10 protein-coding genes are annotated in these 18,795 nt (G+C 57.3%); 5 read left to right on the top strand and 5 right to left on the bottom strand.

Features of this window, described 5'->3' with window-relative positions; genetic code table 11:
- Positions 1-358: 358 nt before the first annotated feature.
- Genes IEY11_RS12345 through IEY11_RS12335 form a run of 3 tightly spaced genes read right to left on the bottom strand, consistent with a single transcriptional unit; the run spans position 359 to position 10,445 of the window.
- Positions 359-9,700 (bottom strand): InlB B-repeat-containing protein, encoded by a 9,342-nt coding sequence (locus IEY11_RS12345; protein ID WP_188886700.1) that lies wholly within the window; start codon positions 9,698-9,700, stop codon positions 359-361.
- Positions 9,697-10,095, bottom strand: coding sequence for a hypothetical protein (locus IEY11_RS12340; RefSeq protein ID WP_188886699.1), 399 nt, complete (start codon positions 10,093-10,095; stop codon positions 9,697-9,699). Before IEY11_RS12340 ends, IEY11_RS12345 begins: the two co-directional genes overlap by 4 nt.
- Positions 10,092-10,445 (bottom strand): response regulator, encoded by a 354-nt coding sequence (locus IEY11_RS12335; RefSeq protein WP_118729971.1) that lies wholly within the window; start codon positions 10,443-10,445, stop codon positions 10,092-10,094. The genes IEY11_RS12340 and IEY11_RS12335 overlap by 4 nt, the downstream gene beginning before the upstream one ends.
- A 237-nt stretch (positions 10,446-10,682) precedes the next feature.
- On the opposite strand from IEY11_RS12335, the gene IEY11_RS12330 reads away from it, so the two are divergent.
- The 3 genes from IEY11_RS12330 to IEY11_RS12320 are packed head-to-tail and all read left to right on the top strand — an operon-like array spanning position 10,683 to position 14,988.
- Positions 10,683-11,405 (top strand): LytR/AlgR family response regulator transcription factor, encoded by a 723-nt coding sequence (locus IEY11_RS12330; protein WP_118729970.1) that lies wholly within the window; start codon positions 10,683-10,685, stop codon positions 11,403-11,405.
- On the top strand, positions 11,402-13,075 hold the full coding sequence (locus IEY11_RS12325) for a hypothetical protein (protein WP_188886698.1): 1,674 nt from the start codon (positions 11,402-11,404) through the stop codon (positions 13,073-13,075). Before IEY11_RS12330 ends, IEY11_RS12325 begins: the two co-directional genes overlap by 4 nt.
- Positions 13,072-14,988: a sensor histidine kinase gene (locus IEY11_RS12320; protein WP_188886697.1), complete on the top strand. Its 1,917-nt coding sequence runs from the start codon at positions 13,072-13,074 to the stop codon at positions 14,986-14,988. The genes IEY11_RS12325 and IEY11_RS12320 overlap by 4 nt, the downstream gene beginning before the upstream one ends.
- 124 nt (positions 14,989-15,112) lie before the next feature.
- On the opposite strand, the gene IEY11_RS12315 is transcribed toward IEY11_RS12320, so the two are convergent.
- Complete coding sequence (locus IEY11_RS12315; RefSeq protein ID WP_188886696.1) at positions 15,113-15,589, bottom strand: tetratricopeptide repeat protein; 477 nt, start codon at positions 15,587-15,589, stop codon at positions 15,113-15,115.
- Positions 15,534-15,842: a hypothetical protein gene (locus IEY11_RS12310; protein ID WP_188886695.1), complete on the bottom strand. Its 309-nt coding sequence runs from the start codon at positions 15,840-15,842 to the stop codon at positions 15,534-15,536. Before IEY11_RS12310 ends, IEY11_RS12315 begins: the two co-directional genes overlap by 56 nt.
- A gap of 433 nt (positions 15,843-16,275) precedes the next feature.
- Here IEY11_RS12310 and IEY11_RS12305 point away from each other — a divergent pair, with 433 nt between their 5' ends.
- Positions 16,276-17,769 carry a sugar ABC transporter ATP-binding protein gene (locus IEY11_RS12305; RefSeq protein ID WP_118481027.1) on the top strand — a complete coding sequence of 498 codons (1,494 nt, stop codon included), beginning with the start codon at positions 16,276-16,278 and terminating at the stop codon, positions 17,767-17,769.
- Positions 17,770-17,784: 15 nt separating this feature from the next.
- Positions 17,785-18,729 carry an ABC transporter permease gene (locus tag IEY11_RS12300; RefSeq protein WP_118360888.1) on the top strand — a complete coding sequence of 315 codons (945 nt, stop codon included), beginning with the start codon at positions 17,785-17,787 and terminating at the stop codon, positions 18,727-18,729.
- Positions 18,730-18,795 lie beyond the last annotated feature (66 nt).

Genomic DNA, 18,795 nt, shown 5'->3' with positions numbered 1-18,795 from the left:
ACAAGGGTTGCTGACAAAAGGGATATGTACCGTAAGATATACTATCTAACAGATGGGGTGATTTTATATGCGAAAAGGAGCAGTATATAACTGCTCCTTTGAGGCTGTCGAAAAACCGCGTCCTCCGGACACATTTTTTCTTCCCTTGTATAAAAACCGAGGTACACAAGGTGAATTGCCGCATAGCGGCAAGAGAGGGTGGTCTGGACCACGCCCCCGGTTTTTATGAATTTGCTGCGCAAATTCTATTTTATGCGTGCTGTCGCACGAAGCACAAAATAGAAATCTGACTTTTTCGACAAGCTGAAAGGAGCAGTATATAACTGCTCCTTTTTCATGCCATCCGGCGTATTTGGTTTTACTTTTGAACGATTTTCTCGCACCAGCGCTGCATGATTGCGGCGATCTCGGCACGAGTTGCGGTGCCGGTCGGGGCAAGAAGGTTGCCGCTCTTGCCATTCAGCACGCCTGCGCCGACAGCCCACTGCAATGCGGGAATTGCGTACTCGCTTGCCTGCAGGATATCCGCGTAGCTGAGAATGTTGGTGTCCTCGCCTGCGCTTACGTCAATGCCCTTGCTCTGTGCGTAGCGGTACAGAATCGCTGCTGCCTGCTCGCGGGTGACGGCTGCATTCGGTCGGAACGTGCCGTCTGCGTAGCCGGTTACGACCTTGTTTGCCGCTGCCCAGCCGATCGCCTTGGCGTACCATGCGTCCGCCTTAACGTCGGAGAAGCTTGCCGAAGCGCTCTGCGGCTTGCCCTCCAGATTGAACAGAATCTGCACAAGCATACCGCGTGTCAGATTGCTGTTCGGTGCAAAGGAAGTGCCGGAAACGCCGTTCATTATGCTGTGCGTCAGCACATAGTCGATGGATACATGATACCACTTACCGGTGTCAACGTCCTTAAACGGTGCCGACGGACAATCCTTGCCGCCGTCACACGGCTTGGTTTCGCCGGACGCGGCAAACGCCACATTGACCTTGGAGGACGGCATCTTGAAAGCGTATTTGCCGCTGCCGAGGTCGGTCAACGCAACAGACTTGCCGTTCGCGTCCGTGACGGTCAGCGTACCCTCGCCGGACACCGTAAGCGTTACGGTGTCGCCTGCCGCCGCCTTAGTCTTATCCGCCTTGACGATGTTCGCCAGTGCAGATGGGATAACGATATCGTAGGTGGTCGGTGCAACGGCTCCGCCGCCGCCACCGGTGCCACCGCCGCCGCCGGAGGTACCGCCGGTGCTCTTAAAGCTTGCGCTGACGGAAACCGCTGCCGCATCGACCTTGTAAGTGCCGCCCGGCTGCTTGGTCGCGCCGGAAACGGTCAGCTTATCGAGCGTGTAGCCGGTTGCCGGATCTGCGGCAATGGTGAGTATATCGCCTGCCGCCAGCTTTGCGCCGTCTGTCAGAACGGTGTCGCCCAGCTTGACCGTCAGTGTGCCGTTTTGCGGTGCGGTAATGGTCAGAGGAACCATCGAATAGATGTCGGCCTTAAACGTAATAGTGCCGACAACCTTTTCCATGCGGATGCTCCAACTGCCGTCTGTCTGCAATGCGCAGCGCGTTACCGTAGCGCCTTGGAAATCCAGATTGCGGATCAGGTATCCCTCTGCGGGGCGCATTGCAAATTCGATCGTGCCGCCTTTGCGAATCTGACGTTCCGTGCCGTAATCATTGGGTGTTTTGGAACTCGTGCGGAAGGTATACTCTGTGTTGTCGGCAGGCAGATCAAACAACGTTACATTTTCAAAATCCACCTGCACCTTGCTGTTTTCGGTTGGAGTGAGCGTGAAAGTGTTGGAGAGCTCGTCTGCTGCCGTGTCGTTTACCGTCCACGCCTGAACCATCTTACCGGAATCCGGTGCGGCGGTCAGCGTCAGCGGAGCGCCCTTGGGTACCTGAATGCCGCCGGAGGCGTCAATGGTCGTGCCATCCGCGCGTTTAACGGTCAGCTTGCCGCCGTCACCGCAGACGGTCGTAAGCGTTACCATCTGGCTGACGCCGAATGCTGCGTCAATGGTGTGGTCCTTCGTCACGTTGTTCAGGTTGAATGTCAGTGCGTTGCCTTCTGCCTCGCCGTCCAGCATCCAGCCGGTCAGATACGCGCCGCTGCTCGGCTGCGCGGTGAGAACAACCGCCGCATGGTGCGGAACGGTCAGCGTGCCGCCGGTGATAGCAGCGTTTTCACCGTTTACCTTGGCGGAAACCGCGCCACTGCCGCTGATCTTGACGGTGACGGTGTGTGTCGGAATCGGAACAAAGCGGACATAAACCGAGGTGTTGCCGGTCAGCGGGTCAATGACATAGGTTGTGCTTTCCTCCGTACCGATGGCAGTGATGCCTGCTGCGTCTGCGTACCAGTTTTCGACCATATAGCCCGTATCGGGCACTGCCGTAAACGCAACGCGTGTGCCGGATTTTGCCTTGCCGTCTGCGTCCGGACCGGAAACCGTCAGCGTGCCGTTATCCGCGCCGCTGGTCGGGAGTACACCGTAGGTTACGGTGTACTCCGCATCCGCGATTTCGTAGCACGCCATGATTTCGGTGTCCTCGGTGACGGTCAGGGTGTAGTCCTTTGCATCGGTTTTGTGCATCGTGCCGTTTACCTTCCAGCCGATGAAAGTGTAGCCGCTTGCCGGTGCGGATGCGGTGAACTTGATTTCCGTATCACCCTTGACGGTGCTGCCGCTCGTCAGCGATTTATCATTCGTAATGCCGCCGCCGGTCTGCGCCGAGAAGGTCACTTCGTAGGATTTGCGCTCAAGCTTTACGCGGATATCCGCGCCTTGTGTTGCCGAAACGTCACAAGCGAGGCTGTTGCTGGTATACGGCTTGCCGTTTTGCTCGTAAACGGCGCCGTTCAGCGTCCAGCCTGCGATTTTGTAGCCGTCATCCAGATTTTTGACCGTTACGGTCAGCTTGCCCTCGGCGGTGACGTTGTTGCCGCTGGCAATGGCATTGGGTTGACTCATGCCGGCACGCAGGAAGGCGGCGGACAGGCTTGCACCATGACCGGTGTCGCTGTCTTCGGCAATGCCGAAGGTAACAGCACTGCTGATCTCGGTGAACTGTACCTTGACCTCGTGCGCGTTATCGCTATCCGTGATGTTGAGCGTCGGCGCGCCTGCCTGCTCCTTGCTGTCCAGATACCATCTCTGTACCTTGTAGCCCACAGCGGGAGATGCGGTAAAGGCAACAGTCGAGCCGCTGAGAACTTCATCTCCGCTCCGGAGCGCGGTATTCGCTTCGTAGCGGGTTGCAACTGCGGAAAGCGTACCGTTTTCGCCGGAATTGTCGTCCTCCGGTGTGGTATCCACAACCGAGAAGGTGATTTCTGCGGTCGGGATCTTCTCAAACGCAACGGAAACAGTCACATCCTCGGTGATTCCGTCGGCGTTCGGTGTATAGGTGTACGTCTGGTTATCCGAGTTTACAACCGCCGAACCGGAAACCGTGCTGCCGTTTACCATCCAGCTTGCAACGCGATAGCCGCTCTTCGGCTGCGCGGTGAAGGTCAGCGCGTCCTTGCTGCCACAGGGCAGATAGAAGCTGCTGTCGGTATGCGAGCCGCAGGTCAGCGTGCCGTTTTTACCTGCCGAAAGCATGATTTTCGGCTGCTGACGGAAGGTTACGACCAGAGCAGCGTTGCCGTTCAGCGAGGGGATTTGATAGGTACCGCTTGCAGTCGGCGTAACGGCGTTGCCGTTCAGCTTCCAGTCGGCAATCTCATAGCCGGTGTTCGCCTGGGCGGTGAACTGAATGGTCGAGCCTTGAAGCTGGCTTTCGCCGCTCGTCAGCGCACCTGCGCCCAGCTTGACCGCCGATACCGTACCTGCCGCACCGGTGATTGCGGAGCCGTCCGCCATCTTGCCCTGAAAGGCTACGGTATAGCGGTTGAGTGCGGTGCATTTTACAACGAAGGTGGTGTTCTGGCGCAGATCATGCAGCGCCATGACGCGGTTATCGGTGCTGAGCGTGCCTGCTGTGTCAGGTGTTGCCGTCCACGAATCCACCAGCAGACCGTCCGGCGGCGTTACGGTGATGACCGGATTTTCACCGGTGTGTGCCGTATAGGTGAATACACCGTTCATGCCGGTCAGCTCGGTGCCGCCGACCGAGACTTTTGCGCCGGTCAGCGGCTTGCCGTCATTGTCCACCGGCTTAATGGTCACAACCGGATGGCTGTTTTCGACAAAATATACGGTTACTGTCACATTCTCGGTGAATTTATCGAATGTATAAGTGCTGCCGGTGTAATTGTGCGTGCCGTCTGCGGTTTTGAGCGTTTCGCCGTTGACCTCCCAGCGATCGACCGCATAGCCGTCCTTGGGCTGCGCCGACACGCGGATAGTCTGACTGTAATTGACGTTTCCGCCCGAGGTAAACGCTCCGCCGAGTGCGCCGTCCGTCAGGTAGTTAGCAGAAACTGTACCCATGGTATCGTCATTCGATTGATAGGTAAACGTGCTGGCTCCGGCGGTAAATTCTACGGAAACATCGGTATCTGCGCTCAAATTGTTAATAGTATAGCTGATATTGTTGTAATATGTGCTGCCGCTGTCTGCAACGTAATCCGTGCCAACCTTCCATCGGCTGACGGTGTAGCCTGCCTTGGGCTGTGCGGTGAAGGTCACCTTGCTGCCTTTGGGCAGTCGGCTGCCGCTGGAAACCGGAAGCACTGCGCTCGCGGCATCCGCCTGATAGGTGATGGAAATCGTGCCGTTGGTATCGCTCTTGGCGTTTACGGTGTGGCTTTCGCCGGAAAGCGTGTAAACCGCGTTTTTCAGCAGGATATTGTACTTCTCCTGCAAGGATTGAATCTTCTGCGAATCCTTTAGCGCGATATAGATGGGGTATTTACCCGGAAGGGCTGCGGTGGTGCCTTCGGAGGTCAGCGTGTAGTCCGTACCCGCCGTTAGGGTGTCGTTGTCCCATGCCGCCAGACCGGAAACCTTTGCGGCGGCAGGCGTGCGGGTGTCGTTCAGCGCCTTGCTCGTGTCGGCAGCGGACAGCGTGAGCGTGCCCTTGCTTACGATAATAACCTTGGAATCGGTAAGATTCTGACGGGTTGCGGTAATGCGGTAGTTCGTCACCAGTTTGGGCGTAAATACGCCGTTTTCGAGGGTATAGTCTGTGGCGGATCCTGCCGAAACGTACTGGCCGCTTACCAGCTTTTCCACCGTATAGGTAGCTGCGACATTCTGCGAAGTGCCATTTTGACTGGTCAGCGTTGCGGCGAGATTTGCGCTCTCGCCGTAGATGACGTTCGCGGGTGCGGTCAGCGACAGCACCGAGCGGTTTTGCTTGTTCAGCACGAAATAGACATTCACGGACGCGATGCTCGGCGCGTAGACGTCATCGCCGGAGTACATGGCGGTGATGGTTGCCGCGCCTTCACCCTTGGGGGCAAATTTATCGAGAAGTGCGGTGAACTTGTCCTGGCTTTCGCTGACAGGTACGGTAAGGGTCTGTCCCTCAATGCCCGCACCGGAAATGATAAAGGTGACGGTGCCGGTCATGCCGGTCGGCTTGCTGCCGTTTTCCCATACCGAGGCGGTCAGCGGATATTGCTTACCGGTGATATTTTCGGTTTTCGTGTTCGTGCCGGTGGTTTCGGTCGCCTGATAGACCGGTGCCAGCGTGTTGACGTCCGTTCTGCCGACAAGAGTGCTCGCATAGCGCAGCGTAAACGGCAGGTAGGTCGTGCCGCTGTCCTTGGTGTACAGATATGCGATTTCGCCGTTTCCGTTCGCCTCGTAGAAGGTGTAGCCGGAATACGCGCTGTCGGTCGGCTGGAATTTGTGTACAGCGGTGTACGATACGCCATTATAGGGAATAGAGGTGCTGTCACTGACCGGATTGCCGAGCGCCAGCGTTTTCGTATCGGTTTTGCCGTCTGCGTCCGTTTCGGTGAGGATCGCCTGCGGTCCTTCGGATTGAATATCCAAAGCGCTGCCGATTTTGTCGGCGGAAAGCGCCGTGTCCTTATCCAGCAGACCATTGCTCAGCGTCGGCGCGGGACCTTTATAGGCGTAATACGCCGCACCGTCAAACCAGAAAAATTGGTTGCCGCCAGAGAGCAGGGAATAGGTCTTATCACCGCTCGTCAGCGTTACCGCCTTCTGACCGGTGACAGTGGTTCCCGCACTGGTCGTCAGCGTGCCGCCGGACAGCCAAACGGTGCCGTTCTTCGGTGTGATTTGAATGCTGGTCGGCACGCGAGAAACGTCCAGTGCTGCAGATTTGGTGTACAGCGAACGGTTTTTCACATACACGCGGCAGCGGTATGCATAGCCGTTCATCTCCTCTGCAGCGGTGATGGTGAGCGACGGGCCGTTCGCGCCGGAAACACCGGTGCTGTTTTTCAGTTCGCGCCACTGCGACTTGCTGTCGGTCGTTTTCACCTGCCACTGATAGCTGATCGGCTTGGCGCCGCTGTCATCGGTGTAGGTCGCGGCGGTGGTGAAGGTCGCAGTTTTACCTGCGGCGGTCGAGGCGTCCTTCGGGTGGGTGGTGATCTCAAAATTCGCCGTACCGTTCAGCGTAGTAGCGTAGGCGATTGGGCTGTCGATACTGCTGCCCTTGGTTGGACTGACCGCGCGTACGCTGAACCGGTAATCGGTGTTGGCATCGAGGTCGGTCACCTGATACTGTGTTACCGTATAGGGGACTGTTGCGATCTTGTTGTATTCGCCATGCTGGTCAATCATGCTGATCTCGTAATATGCTGCGCCGCCGCTGGATTCCCATTCCAAATCCACCGTGCTGGTGCTGACCTCGGTAACGGTCAGATTCTGGGGCATTCTGGGTGGCTGCGTGACGTTTATGACCTCGTAGCCGACGATCCAGACCGGTGTTCCGTCAAGCTGCGCATTGTTGACGATCAGCCTCCATTCGAAGCCGTACTGCGTTGCCTCAGCAGGCAGGGAATCGACCGTGCCGGAGAACGCCGTTCCTTCCGCGCTGGACTTGCTCCAGCCGCCGCCGGCACCGGTGCTGCCGGTCACGCCGACATAGCCCTTGTTGCCGAACAGTGCGCCGCCGCCGCCAACCTTGTAGTTCAGCTCCAGATTAAAGGCGTGGCTGTGTTCTTGGCCGGTCGTCTTGGTGATCTCCTGCGTGGTATCGGCAGTGGTGCTGCTTGCGCCCGTGTGCGCATAGGCACCGTTAAAGGTAAACTCGCGCGTACCGGCGGGTTGATTAGCATAGGTTTCCGGTTCACCGGGCGTGGAGTAAAGCAGATTGCCGGAAATCGGCTCCAGCCCCTTGGTTTCCGCGGCGATCTCGTCATAGCTTTCCACATCGAGCACCGCAACGGTTGGATCGAGCGCTGCGGGCAGGATGGTAGTGCTCCACTGCTTACTGTCCGGGTCGTACATCTCATAAATATAGTACTGATACGGTATGGTGTACACAACGGCCATATCGCCGCCGCCTGCCTGCGCGTTGTAGGTGACGGAGTGCTCGATTTCGGTCGATTCTGCGTAGTCATAGCTGTAGCTTGCGGACAGCTCAACCTCGTATTCGCCGCCGGCGAGCGCCTGTACCTCGAGCGAGTGATATACGCCGAGCGCCTGCGAAACGCTTGCGGTTTTGGTGTCGCCGGTGGATTTGCTTGTGCCGTAGGCGGTGCCGCCGTTGCCGATGTAGTCATACGTTTCGTTGAGGTCGGCAAAGTACGGGGAGGCCTGAAGCACGGCGTATACCTCGGGATTGGTGTATACCGTATAGTCGGCAACGTAGCGCATGGTGATCGAGTCGTTGCCGAAATCCGGCAGTGCCAGACTGACGAACGTGCCCGTATTGTCATTGCGGCGGCTGGATTCCGCGATAACGCCCTCCTGCGTGCTGTAGAATATGTGGTTTTTGGTGTCGTTGGACGCGCCGCTCTTTTCGCCGGTCAGATATGCCGCACCGAGGTCCATCCAGTAGTAATCATCGCTGCCGTTGACCGGCTCCTCGCGGTGTACGCCGGCAACATAAACGAAGGATTCGCGCCATTTGTTGTCCTGATTTACCGCACTTTTGCCGGATGGGTTACTATCCACTACGCCCGCCTGCACATCGCTGATCCAGACCTGTTCCTTGGCCTTGTTCTTGCCGTTGATGTTGACCTGCGAGGTGCACACGCTGACGGACGAAAGCTGGGTCGTGATACCGCCGGTGGTGTCAAAATCGTAGATTTCTCCGCCGAGCAGTACCTCATCGTTGCTGTTGTTTGCACCGATGCCCTCCATATCCGCGCAGCCGAGTGCGATAGGCGCATGGACCGGACGGTAATAGTCCTCATCCGGGTCATCAATGTAGCTTTGCGCGATTTTTTTGCCGCTGTCACCGAGTGCCTGTGTGCGGTACTCGGACAGCTTAAACTTTTTCGACTGCGGATCGTAGTAGGCAAAGCGGTACGCAGCGGTCGTATACGCGCCGGAGTCATGCGCGGAAGAGGCGTTATTGCTCTGATAACCCGCTGCGATGAGCACCGTACCGGTGATGCCGGTATCCGGCAGGGAGAACGTGCCGAACGCGCAGTTTGCGGATACCATCGCCTGCTCGCCATCGGCAAGCGATACGGTATCCAGACTGCTGACCGGCGTGAGCGTGCCGGATTCCTCGGTGAATACGGTCAGGTGCGCCGCCGAGGCCACATTGCTGTTGTCGGTCGGTGCGGATGCGGTAACGGCAATTTCCTCCTTGCCGTCGCGGTCGAGGTCGCCGCCGGCAAGCGTCACGACCGGGATTTTCTCGATCTGCCACTGCCACTGCGTTGCCTGCTGATACGAGGATGATTTACCGGCATTGATTTTTAACTCGTCAATGCGTTTCATGGAAGATTTCATGGAAGCGGTGTCGAATACGTCCACATAGGCGTAGCGCGTGCCGTTTTCGTCTTTCCAGCGTCCGGCGTAGACGAACAGCTCGTCCTTGCCGTCGCCGTTCACATCTGCTGCGGCAACGTCCATGATGGCGTCCATTTCCTGCACATAACGGCGGGTAAAGTACGCCATGCCGTCGCCGTAGGTCATTTCTGCGGTAGCGATCGGGGATAGCGTACCGGCAGGGGAACGCTTGCCGTTATCGTTTACCTTAAACAGCGCGAGTTCGAATTTACCGTCGTACTTTTTGCTGCCGATGGTGGTTTTTTCGCCGCGACCGTAAGCACGAAGCTCGGCAACGTAATTATCCTTGCCGTCGCCCTTGTTGAACGCGGTGCTGGTGGCATAAATGCCGGAAAAGCCGTTTGTGTTGTAATCGGTCACATTTGCGGAATTAGAGCTGAGCTTGCTGGCATAGGTGTTGCCCTTGTCAGAGGGCAGACCGTAGCCGTTGACGGCATAGCGGATATACGCGCCGGCCAGATTGCCCTTGACATCGCTTCCGCCGATTGCGGAATCGCGGTTGTTGGTCTCCATGCGGTCGAAGCCGTCCCGGATGAGGTAGCGGTTCGCCTGCGAACCGCTCGCCGCAACATAGACCTCGCTGGCGGTGAACGCCTGCGAAACGTGCTCCTTGCTGTACGGTGCTGTCAGAGACGCGCCCTTGTCCTCGGCATTGAGCGACAGACCGAGCGCCGCATAGGTGCTGCTGTCGATCTCGCGCTCCGGTATATTGGCTGCCGCTGCCTTTGGCAGTACGATCTGCGGCAGCATTGACAGCAGCAGCGCCGCTGTCAATGTCAAGCTGATCCCTCTTTTGTATTTCATTCTGATATGCCTCCTTTATTGTATTCCGGCTGCTGCCGCAGCAGGCGGATGAGCTCCTGTGTGATTTGATCGGGTGGGACGGTATCGGGCGGTCCCACGGGATAGAAGTGTACGCCGAGCCGCCGCGCTTCTGTGGAAAACTCGGGCCGGCGGCACAGCCACAGTATGCGCTCTCCGGGCAGACGGCTGCACAGAAAATCGCACGCGGTCAGTCCCGCCGCGCCTTGATAGCCGACTACCGCCAGCCGGATCGGCACGCCGTCCCGCAGGGCATAGGCAAGCCGAACGTCGCCGCGCCGGTCGGGTGCATCGGCAAAATACAGCACCGGACAGCCGCACGCCTGTTCTGCTGCGCGGAACTGCTCGCGGTTGATGCCGCAGCAGGCAATATTCATGCAGATTCCCTCCTTATGGTGTTGATCGCGCTGCGTAATGCCGCGGTGGAAGCATCGCGCAGCAGGAATGCCGTCACGCGATAGCGGAACGCGAACACCGCGTATTCCATCTCATCTGCGATCCAGAGGATCGGCAGCAGCGGCGCCCGCTGGCGCAACTCGCGTACCGCTGTCAGACCGTCCGGACCATCCAGTGCTACAACTGCCGCATCGTAGGCGGCGGCGCAGCCGGAGAGCGCGGAAAGCGCGTTGAATTCATCAACCGGCAAAGGCTCTTCGGGAATAGCAGCGCACAGCCGCGCCTCCCACAAGTCACCGTCCAGATATCGTGCCAGCAGTGCCAGATGCATATGTTCTCCTCCTCATCAGTACGCAAAATTTACTCACAAATCGCTCTTGTTCAATTATGCGGGATTGCCATAAAAAGACAGACTCCGTATCGAGTCTGGCTGATTATAGTAAACTACGCTGTCCAGCCCGCGGCAAGCGGTTTTACCGAATGGCTGCTTTTAGCGACCAAACGGTTGCTCGACCGCGTTGTTTTTGTGCTATAATGAAAATGGAATAGTTTATTCAGGAGGCGTTGTATGCTGCGTATCGCAATTATAGATGATCTGTCCGCCGACCGCGCGGTTCTGCGGGAGGCGCTCGAGCGGGAGCTTGCACCGCGCGGCGCTGCGTTCACCATCGAGGAGTTTGCCTCCGGCGAGGAATTTACCGCCGCGTTCGTGCCCAGACGGTATGACGCCGCATTTATTGATATTTACATGGGCGAGGTCAGCGGCATGGAGGTCGCGCGGCTGCTGTATCACCGCGACCCGGCTTGCCGGATCATTTTCCTTACCACCAGCCAGGAGTTTATGTTGGAAAGCTATGCGGTGCGCGCCACCTACTATTTGGTTAAGCCCTTTGCCGAGGAGCGCCTGCGGCAGGCGTTGGATTTCTGCTTTCCTGCGCCCGATCCGTCCGATCTTTTGACTGTACCCACCAAAAGCGGCGTGCAGATGCTTTCCCGGCGGGAGATTGTGTGCATCGAGTCGATCGCACGGCATGGCGTGGTGCGCCTGTGTGAGTACAGTATTGAGAGTGCAGCGACCTTTGCCGAACTGACCGCGCCGCTGGAGACGGACAACCGTTTTCTCGGCATCGGGCGCGGTATTTTAATCCAACTCGGGCATATAGCCGCGCAGGAGGGCAGTGATTTTATTATGGATAACGGACTTCGTCTGCCGATTGCGCGGCGCTGCCGCAGCGAGGTGCTGCGCAGCTTTCAGGCGTTTGCCCTGCGGGAAATGGAGAGGGGATTATGAGAGCATATGCGAAGCTGATTTTGCCGCTGCTGTGCGCGGCAGCGTGTACCGGCGCGGCATTGGCGTACGAACTGCCGGACCTGCCGGAGCACGGCGCGGAGCAGCCGCCTGCTGTTGCGGAAAATCAGCCTGCCGATACGGAAACCATCGAGGAAACGCTGGAAGTATCGGACGAAAATGAGGAAAACGGCGCGATTCAGCCGTCAGAACCCGATATGGACAGCGGCTTTTTGATCGAGCCGGAACCCGAACCGCCCGAATCCACGCCCGAACCGGAACCGAAAACCATCGTGCTGACGCGCTTCGACACACAGGTGAATGTTGACGTAGCCGCGATTGCCTGCGGAGATGCGAACGCGCTGCACGCCTTTTTCTGTGATGCGAGAGACGGCTTGTGCGGCTATGATGCGGATGGCACACCCTACGACTTTTTCACCGGAGCGTGGGAGCTGTCGGCGGTCGATTGGAATACGCCCGGCGTGTATGATGCTGTGGCGCCGCTGCTTTTGGTCGATGGGGAGGACAGAGCGTGCTTTTCGCTTGCCGAGGGCGTGGAAGCGCCGATGATTCGCTGTCGCGTGAGCGTACAGCAGACCGGAAAGCCGGAGATCGGTGAGTTTATCACGGCACGCGGTCAGATGATTTTTCCGTGGGTGCTGACCGAGGAGCAAAAGGCGCAGCGCGACCGGTTCACGGTATGGCTTAAGCGGGAAAACGGTGCATGGGAGGCGCTGACGCGCGGGATTTCGGTCGGGACGGACGCGCTGAAACTCTATCCGCAGACCTGCGGACTGATATCGGGAACGACCTGTGCATTGCAGGTGGAATATCCCGGAGGGCAGACCGGCATTCTGACCTTTACATACGACGTCGCTCCGCTCAAGCACGGCTACAGTGCGGGCAGCCGCGACGGCGGCGGTGAGGATACCTATCTGCCGGATATTATTCAGCCATCGCCCGGCGGCTCACATTCGGGCGGCTCGCACCATCGACCGAGTACCTCCGAACCGGCAGCGGACGAGCCGGAAACGCCGTCCGAAGATGCCGCTCAAGCACCCGAGCCTGACCTGCCTGCAGACGATGAATCGGAGACGCCCGCAGCACCGGAGAAGCCGGAAACGGCAGTCCCCACCGTTCCTTTCATTGCTGCGCCGTCAAGGCTTGAGGACGAGGCAACGATACCGACGCCGCCGGTGCTGCGCGGTCAGACCGAGAGCCGACAGCCGGTGCAGCGGCAACCCGCTGGCGCGCCGTCCGGCGAAGTCAAGCAGTCGGTTGCGGCGGAGCCGGCCGCGACTGTCCTTGAGCAGGACACCGCAGACGGTGCGGTGCTTTCCGGTACGCGCCTGCTGGCGCTGATCGAGCTGGACGAGCCGTTGACGCTGAATAAAAACGGTATTGCCTTTTCGCTTCCGGTCGATACGCTGCGGGCGCTGGAGCTGACCGATGCAGATACTCTTGCGGTTACGCTCACTCGATCGGCAGAGGGCAGAGCACAGGTGGAACTGCGGCTGAACGGAGAGAAGATCGACCTGCCGGACGGTATGACGCTGACGACCGATGAGGCAGAAGCACCTGCCGAACCGGAACAGAAGCTGCCGTTTGCGGCTGCAGGCGCGGCCGTGCTGGCGGCAGTTTTCGGTCTGATGTGGTGGAGGAAACACCTGTGAGCCGGTTCTTTCGCCGTTTGCTGACGGCTTTGCTGGTATTTGCGGCGGCATCTGCGTTCTGCCTGCTGTTGTACCACTATGACAACAAATATACGCAGTCTGCGCCGCAGGCAATCGCCGGAACGCTGTTCGTTTCTGAGGACGATTTGGCGGCGTATCCGGTGCGCAGCCTGTGGAACGGCTGGAATTTCTATCCCGATGTGCTGCTTTCCCCGAAAACCTGCGAAAACCGCGATAAAAGCACTGTTCGTTCAGTGCAGATTGGCGCATACAGCAATTTTGCTTTCGGCAGCACGGAACGGACGCCGCATGGCTGCGGCACCTATATGCTGACGCTGCTGCTGCCCGAAACGCCGCGGCGGTATTTGATCGAGCTGCCTGAGATCTTTTCCGCTTACCGGTTTTATATTGATGACGAGCTGGTGCTCTCCGCGGGCGAGACGAACGCCGAGCAGTACCGCTCGCGGCTGCAAAACCGTGCGGTCAGCTTTAAGGGCAGCGGCACGGTGCGCTTGCTGCTGGCGGTGCGAGATGAAAGCTGGATATACAGCGGTATGACCTATCCGCCGGCGTTCGGTACAGCGCTGGGCGTGAATACCCAGCGTGCGGTGCGCGTGTGCATCTCCGCCGCTATGCTGACACTTATGCTGCTGTTTGCGTCCTTTGCGCTGTGGCTGTGTCTCGGCTCCATGCGGTGCCCGCCCAATTCACGGCTGTTTCTGCTGCTGAGTCTGAGCGCGGCAGTGCTGCTGTCCGGTCCGGTCGTTCATGCGCTGAAGGCGCTGCCGGTGCAGCCTTGGTACACCATCGAGCTGGTCAGCGGCTACCTGACCACGCTGCTGATCGTTCTGCTGCATGGACGTATTTGTGCGCTGCCGAATGCCGTGCGCAAGGCGGCGGTTCTGGTCTGCGCCGGCATATGTGGTGCGGCGCTGCTGTGTGGTGTGTGTGCCGCGCACCTGTCCGAATGGAGTATCCGAGCATTTTCTGATCTGACGGTGCTGTTTCGGCTGGCGGTGACAGTCTATCTGCTCGGCTCGGCCCTCTATGCGGCGCGCCGACGGGAATGGCACGCCGGAGCGCTGTTCTGCGCGGATATTTTCTACGGCACGCTGTTTTTGTGGGACTGCCTGCTGCCTGCCTACGAGCCGATTCTCGGAAAATGGTTTTATGAATGGGGCTGCCTGCTGCTGGTGTGCGTGCTGGGCGCGGTGTTCTGGCAGGATATCGCACAGGGCTACCGACGCAGCCTGACCTTTACGGAGGAGCAGCGGCAGATGGCGCGGCAGCTTGCCATGCAGAAGGCGCATTTTGCGCAGATTTCGGAGAAGATTGAGGAAAGCCGCCGCCAGCGGCACGATTTCCGACAGCATCTGCGCACGATTGCGGGTATGGCGGGCGATCCGGAGGCGCAGCTTACGTATATCAGCCGCATTACTGCGCTGTCCGAAGCAACCCGACCGGAAAGCTACTGCCACGATCCGGCGGTGGATGCGATGCTGTACTATTATGTCAGCTCTGCGCGGCGCACAGGAATTCGGGTGTCGGTTCGCGCCGAGCTGTCCGAGGATACCGCTGCGTTCAGCGTGCAGTTCTGCACCATACTGGGAAATCTGCTGGAAAATGCGCTGGAGGCGTGCTGGAGACTGCCCGAAAGCACGGAAAAGTCCATCTGCCTGCACATGAAGCAGCAGTTTCGGCGGCTGTATGTGGTGCTCGAAAACAGCTATGACGGCGAGGTGAACCGGCGCGGCAGTGCGTTCCTTTCGCGCAAGCATACGGGCAGCGGAATCGGAACCGCCTCGGTGCGCGAGCTGACCCACCGTCTTGGCGGAACGGTGGAGTTCGAGCCGCGGGAAAGCATATTCCGCGTGGTGCTCATCCTGCCGGAACGTGCGGATGAAGAAGAATAACGAGGAAAATACCTGCTTGGACGTAGCCCCATGTCCTATTTGTGAAACAGAACAAGAACCCGATACCGTGCTTTACACCGTATCGGGTTCTTGTCATCTTCGTTATTCGCTGCGGCTCTCGGACTTACTCCTCGTTTTTCGGCTTTTTCTTCTTCGAGGCAGTCTGCGTGCGCAGATATTGATATGCCCACTGGCTGAAATACGGCGTTGCATTGAACAGATAGGTCGAGTTCAAATATGTGTCTACCAGTTCTTCAATGGTGCCCGGCCGATAGCCGTACATTCCCTGTTCCATATGCAGGCTGTACCCATCGTGCTTCGCCTCCAGACGCATGAACTTCTTTGTGTCTCGGTTTACTTTAGCAAGGCGGTTCCAATAGTCTTTCGCCTTGTCGAACTGGTTCTGCTTGTAGTACAGAATGGCCAGCGGAAGCAGCATCTGCGTTTCCTCATATCCGCCGTACTTTTTGTGCAGCGCCAGCGCGTGCATTTCGTCCTCGGTATAGGCGTACAGATGCATCAGCTGATAACGAACGCCGAGGCTATCACCCTCGGACAGCTTCAGCAGGCGTTCTCCCTCGTTGATTGCGCAGCGCATCATGCCGCACTCGATCAATGTTTGAAAATAGGTATAGCAGACCCGCATATACGGTCTGGTTTCTATAGCTCGCCAGCTCCAGATAATCGGATGCGTCTTCCGGCTCGGTCTGTTTCGGCTGCAACCGGCTGTTGTGCTGCGACATAAAGGTTATCGCCAGACGATGCATGCTGTCCTCATCGGTGATTGCGTCCTCATGCTCGCGCAGGAACTGCTGAAGCTCTCTTATCGTCTTTTCTGTATCTCTGCTGCTCATAAGCTGCACCTCATCTTTTCATTTTGCCGTTGGGTTCACTGTTTCTGCATCGAAACGGTGAAAACAGGTTATCCGCATAGCGGCTTTCCACACTGCCGTGATGTATAAGCTCTACTCAGATGAGCGGTTTCTCACTCCGATGGAAATCTTCACTATAATTGAACAAGAGCGCTTTAATTGTGCGGTGTTTCCCAAGGTCTCTGCACAGGAAATGCACTGTGCAGGGACCTGCTGCTCTGCGTGCATTTGAATCGGTGTACACAAAAGATATTGTCAATCTGCACAATTTGAAATGCAGTGTTTTAAGCAAGGTGCCGTATTTGTAAAAAAACTAAAAATTATCACCCCTAATGTGAAGATTGTGTGTTTTCTAATTTCGGCGGCTTTGATAAAATTATCACAAAGAAATGACACATGAGGAGGGAAGAACAGCATGGAGTATGTACTGGAAATGAAAGATATCAGCAAGTCTTTCCCGGGCGTAAAGGCGCTTGATCATGTGCAGCTTCAAGTGAAGCCGGGCGAGGTTCACGCGCTGATGGGCGAGAACGGTGCCGGTAAATCCACCCTGATGAAAATTCTGATGGGCATTTACACCAAGGACGAGGGCGGCGAGATCATCTTCAACGGTCAGCCGTATCACGTTTCTAACCCGAAGGAAGCCATGGACCATGGTGTTGCCATGATCCATCAGGAGCTGAACCCGATTCTGGATATGTCCGTGTATGAAAATATCTTCGTCGGACGCGAGCTCCGCAAAAACGGTCTGGTCGATGCAAAGGCAGAGATCGCAGAAGCGGAAAAGCTCATCAAGGAGTGCGGTCTGCACGTTTCCCCGAAGGAAAAGCTGCGCAACCTCACCGTTGCACAGTGCCAACTGATCGAGATCATCAAGGCAATTTCCATCAACGCCAAGGTCATTGTCATGGACGAGCCGACCGCCGCTATCACCGACCGTGAGGTTGAGCTGCTGTTCGAGCATATCCGCAGCCTGACGGCAAAGGGTGTTGCGATTATCTACATTTCGCACCGCATGGACGAGATCTTCTCCATCTGCGACCGCGTCAGCGTTTACCGCGATGGTCAGTACATCGGCTCGGGCGATACTAAGGATCTGGACGAGTCGCAGCTCATCAAGATGATGGTCGGCCGCGAAATCACCGATGTATTCCCCAAGCTGGATGCGGAGATCGGCGATGTGATCTTTGAGGCAAAGAACATCGTTCGCGCCGACAACAAGGTAAAGGACGTCAGCCTTTCGGTTCGCCGCGGCGAGATTCTCGGCATCGGCGGTCTGGTAGGCGCAGGTCGAAGCGAACTGGTGGAAGGCATCTTCGGTATGCACGAGCTGTCGCAGGGTGAGATTTTTGTCAAGGGCAAAAAGATCAAGGTCCACTCTCCGAAGGATATCATCAAGGAGGGCGTAGCGCTCATCACCGAGGACCGTAAGGTCACCGGTCTGAACCTCAGCGGTTCGGTAAACGACAATATCGCCATGGTAGCCATCAAAAAGCTGCTCAGCCATGGCCTTTATAACAAGGGCAAGGCACGCGCCGCTTCCATGGAGTACATCAAAAAGCTGAATATCAAAACTCCTTCCGGCGACCAGATCGCGGGCAACCTGTCCGGCGGCAACCAGCAGAAGATTGTTATCGCCAAGTGGCTGCTGAACGATCCGGACGTCATCATTCTCGATGAGCCGACCCGAGGCATTGACGTCGGCGCTAAGCGCGATATTTATCTGCTGCTCGGCAAGCTGGTGCAGCAGGGCAAGGCGGTTATCATGATTTCGTCCGAGATCCCCGAACTGATGGGTGTCTGCGACCGCATCATGGTAATGTGCGAAGGCAATCTCTCCGGCGAGGTGAAGCGCAACGAGTTCTCGCAGGAACGCATCATGACGCTGGCATCCGCGCTTGAAGTATAAAGGAAGGGGAACAACATGAAACAGAAAAATCTTAAAGGACTGATCAGTGAATACTTCATCTTCCTGATCTTTATCGTACTGGTCGTTGCGCTGACCATTCTGAAGCCCAGCTTCATCAGCCCGAACAACCTCGTCAACATCCTCAAGCAGGCTTCCATCAACGGCATTCTGGCGTTCGGCATGATGTTCGTCATTATTGCGGGCGGATTTGATATGTCGGTCGGCTCTACCGTAGCGTTCACCGGCATTTTAGCAGCGTTGCTCGGCAAGGGCGACCTGCCGCTGATCGTGCCGCTGGTCGTTGCGATGCTGGCCGGTCTGGCAGTCGGCATGGTAAACGGCATCGGCGTTGCCATCGGCGATTTGCCCCCGTTTATTATGACACTCGGCTCGATGACAGCTGTGCGTGGTCTGGCGCTGCTGACCTCCAACGGCAAGCCGATCACCGGCATCAGCAAGGGCTACAAGGCGGTCGCTGCATCTTCTATCGCAGGCATTCCGATGCTGTCCATCTTTCTTGTAATCGTTATCATCATCTGTGCATTTGTTTTATCTAAAACGGTTTATGGACGACGTGTTTACGCTTGCGGCGGCAATCTGCAGGCAGCCCGCGTTTCCGGCATCAACACCACCGCCATCCGCATCTCCACATTTGCTATTGCAGGCCTGCTGGCTGGTCTGTGCGGCTTCCTGATGACCTCACGCGTTACCATCGGCCAGCCGACCGCAGCCGAGAGCTACGAGATGGACGCCATCACCGCGTGCGTAGTCGGCGGCGTATCCATGACTGGCGGCGTAGGCAAGCCGTGGGGCGTTGTCATCGGCTGTCTGCTGATCACCGTTATCGCAAACGGTCTGGATATTATGGGCGTATCGTCCCACTGGCAGAAGATCGTCAAGGGCGTTATCATCGTGGTAGCCGTTCTGATCGACGTAAAGGGCAAGACCAAGAAAAACTGATTTCCATTGTTGACTGTGAGGACCGCAGGAGCGTGCGAACGCTCCTCTCTCCTCCTATCATAACCA

Origin of the sequence: Butyricicoccus faecihominis, assembly GCF_014648015.1 — a bacterium.
Lineage (GTDB): Bacteria > Bacillota > Clostridia > Oscillospirales > Butyricicoccaceae > Agathobaculum > Agathobaculum butyriciproducens.
Note: the sequence above shows the minus strand (reverse complement) of the source record. Positions and strands in the feature narration are given on the sequence as shown.

What these genes read in the sequence shown, in the direction of transcription:
- IEY11_RS12335 (WP_118729971.1), bottom strand. Translation starts at nt 10,445, where the DNA reads ATGCATCTGGCACTGCTGGCACGATATCTGGACGGTGACTTGTGGGAG.
- IEY11_RS12315 (WP_188886696.1), bottom strand. Translation starts at nt 15,589, where the DNA reads ATGATGCGCTGCGCAATCAACGAGGGAGAACGCCTGCTGAAGCTGTCC.
- IEY11_RS12340 (WP_188886699.1), bottom strand. Translation starts at nt 10,095, where the DNA reads ATGAATATTGCCTGCTGCGGCATCAACCGCGAGCAGTTCCGCGCAGCA.
- IEY11_RS12330 (WP_118729970.1), top strand. Translation starts at nt 10,683, where the DNA reads ATGCTGCGTATCGCAATTATAGATGATCTGTCCGCCGACCGCGCGGTT.
- IEY11_RS12305 (WP_118481027.1), top strand. Translation starts at nt 16,276, where the DNA reads ATGGAGTATGTACTGGAAATGAAAGATATCAGCAAGTCTTTCCCGGGC.
- IEY11_RS12300 (WP_118360888.1), top strand. Translation starts at nt 17,785, where the DNA reads ATGAAACAGAAAAATCTTAAAGGACTGATCAGTGAATACTTCATCTTC.
- IEY11_RS12345 (WP_188886700.1), bottom strand. Translation starts at nt 9,700, where the DNA reads ATGAAATACAAAAGAGGGATCAGCTTGACATTGACAGCGGCGCTGCTG.
- IEY11_RS12325 (WP_188886698.1), top strand. Translation starts at nt 11,402, where the DNA reads ATGAGAGCATATGCGAAGCTGATTTTGCCGCTGCTGTGCGCGGCAGCG.
- IEY11_RS12310 (WP_188886695.1), bottom strand. Translation starts at nt 15,842, where the DNA reads ATGAGCAGCAGAGATACAGAAAAGACGATAAGAGAGCTTCAGCAGTTC.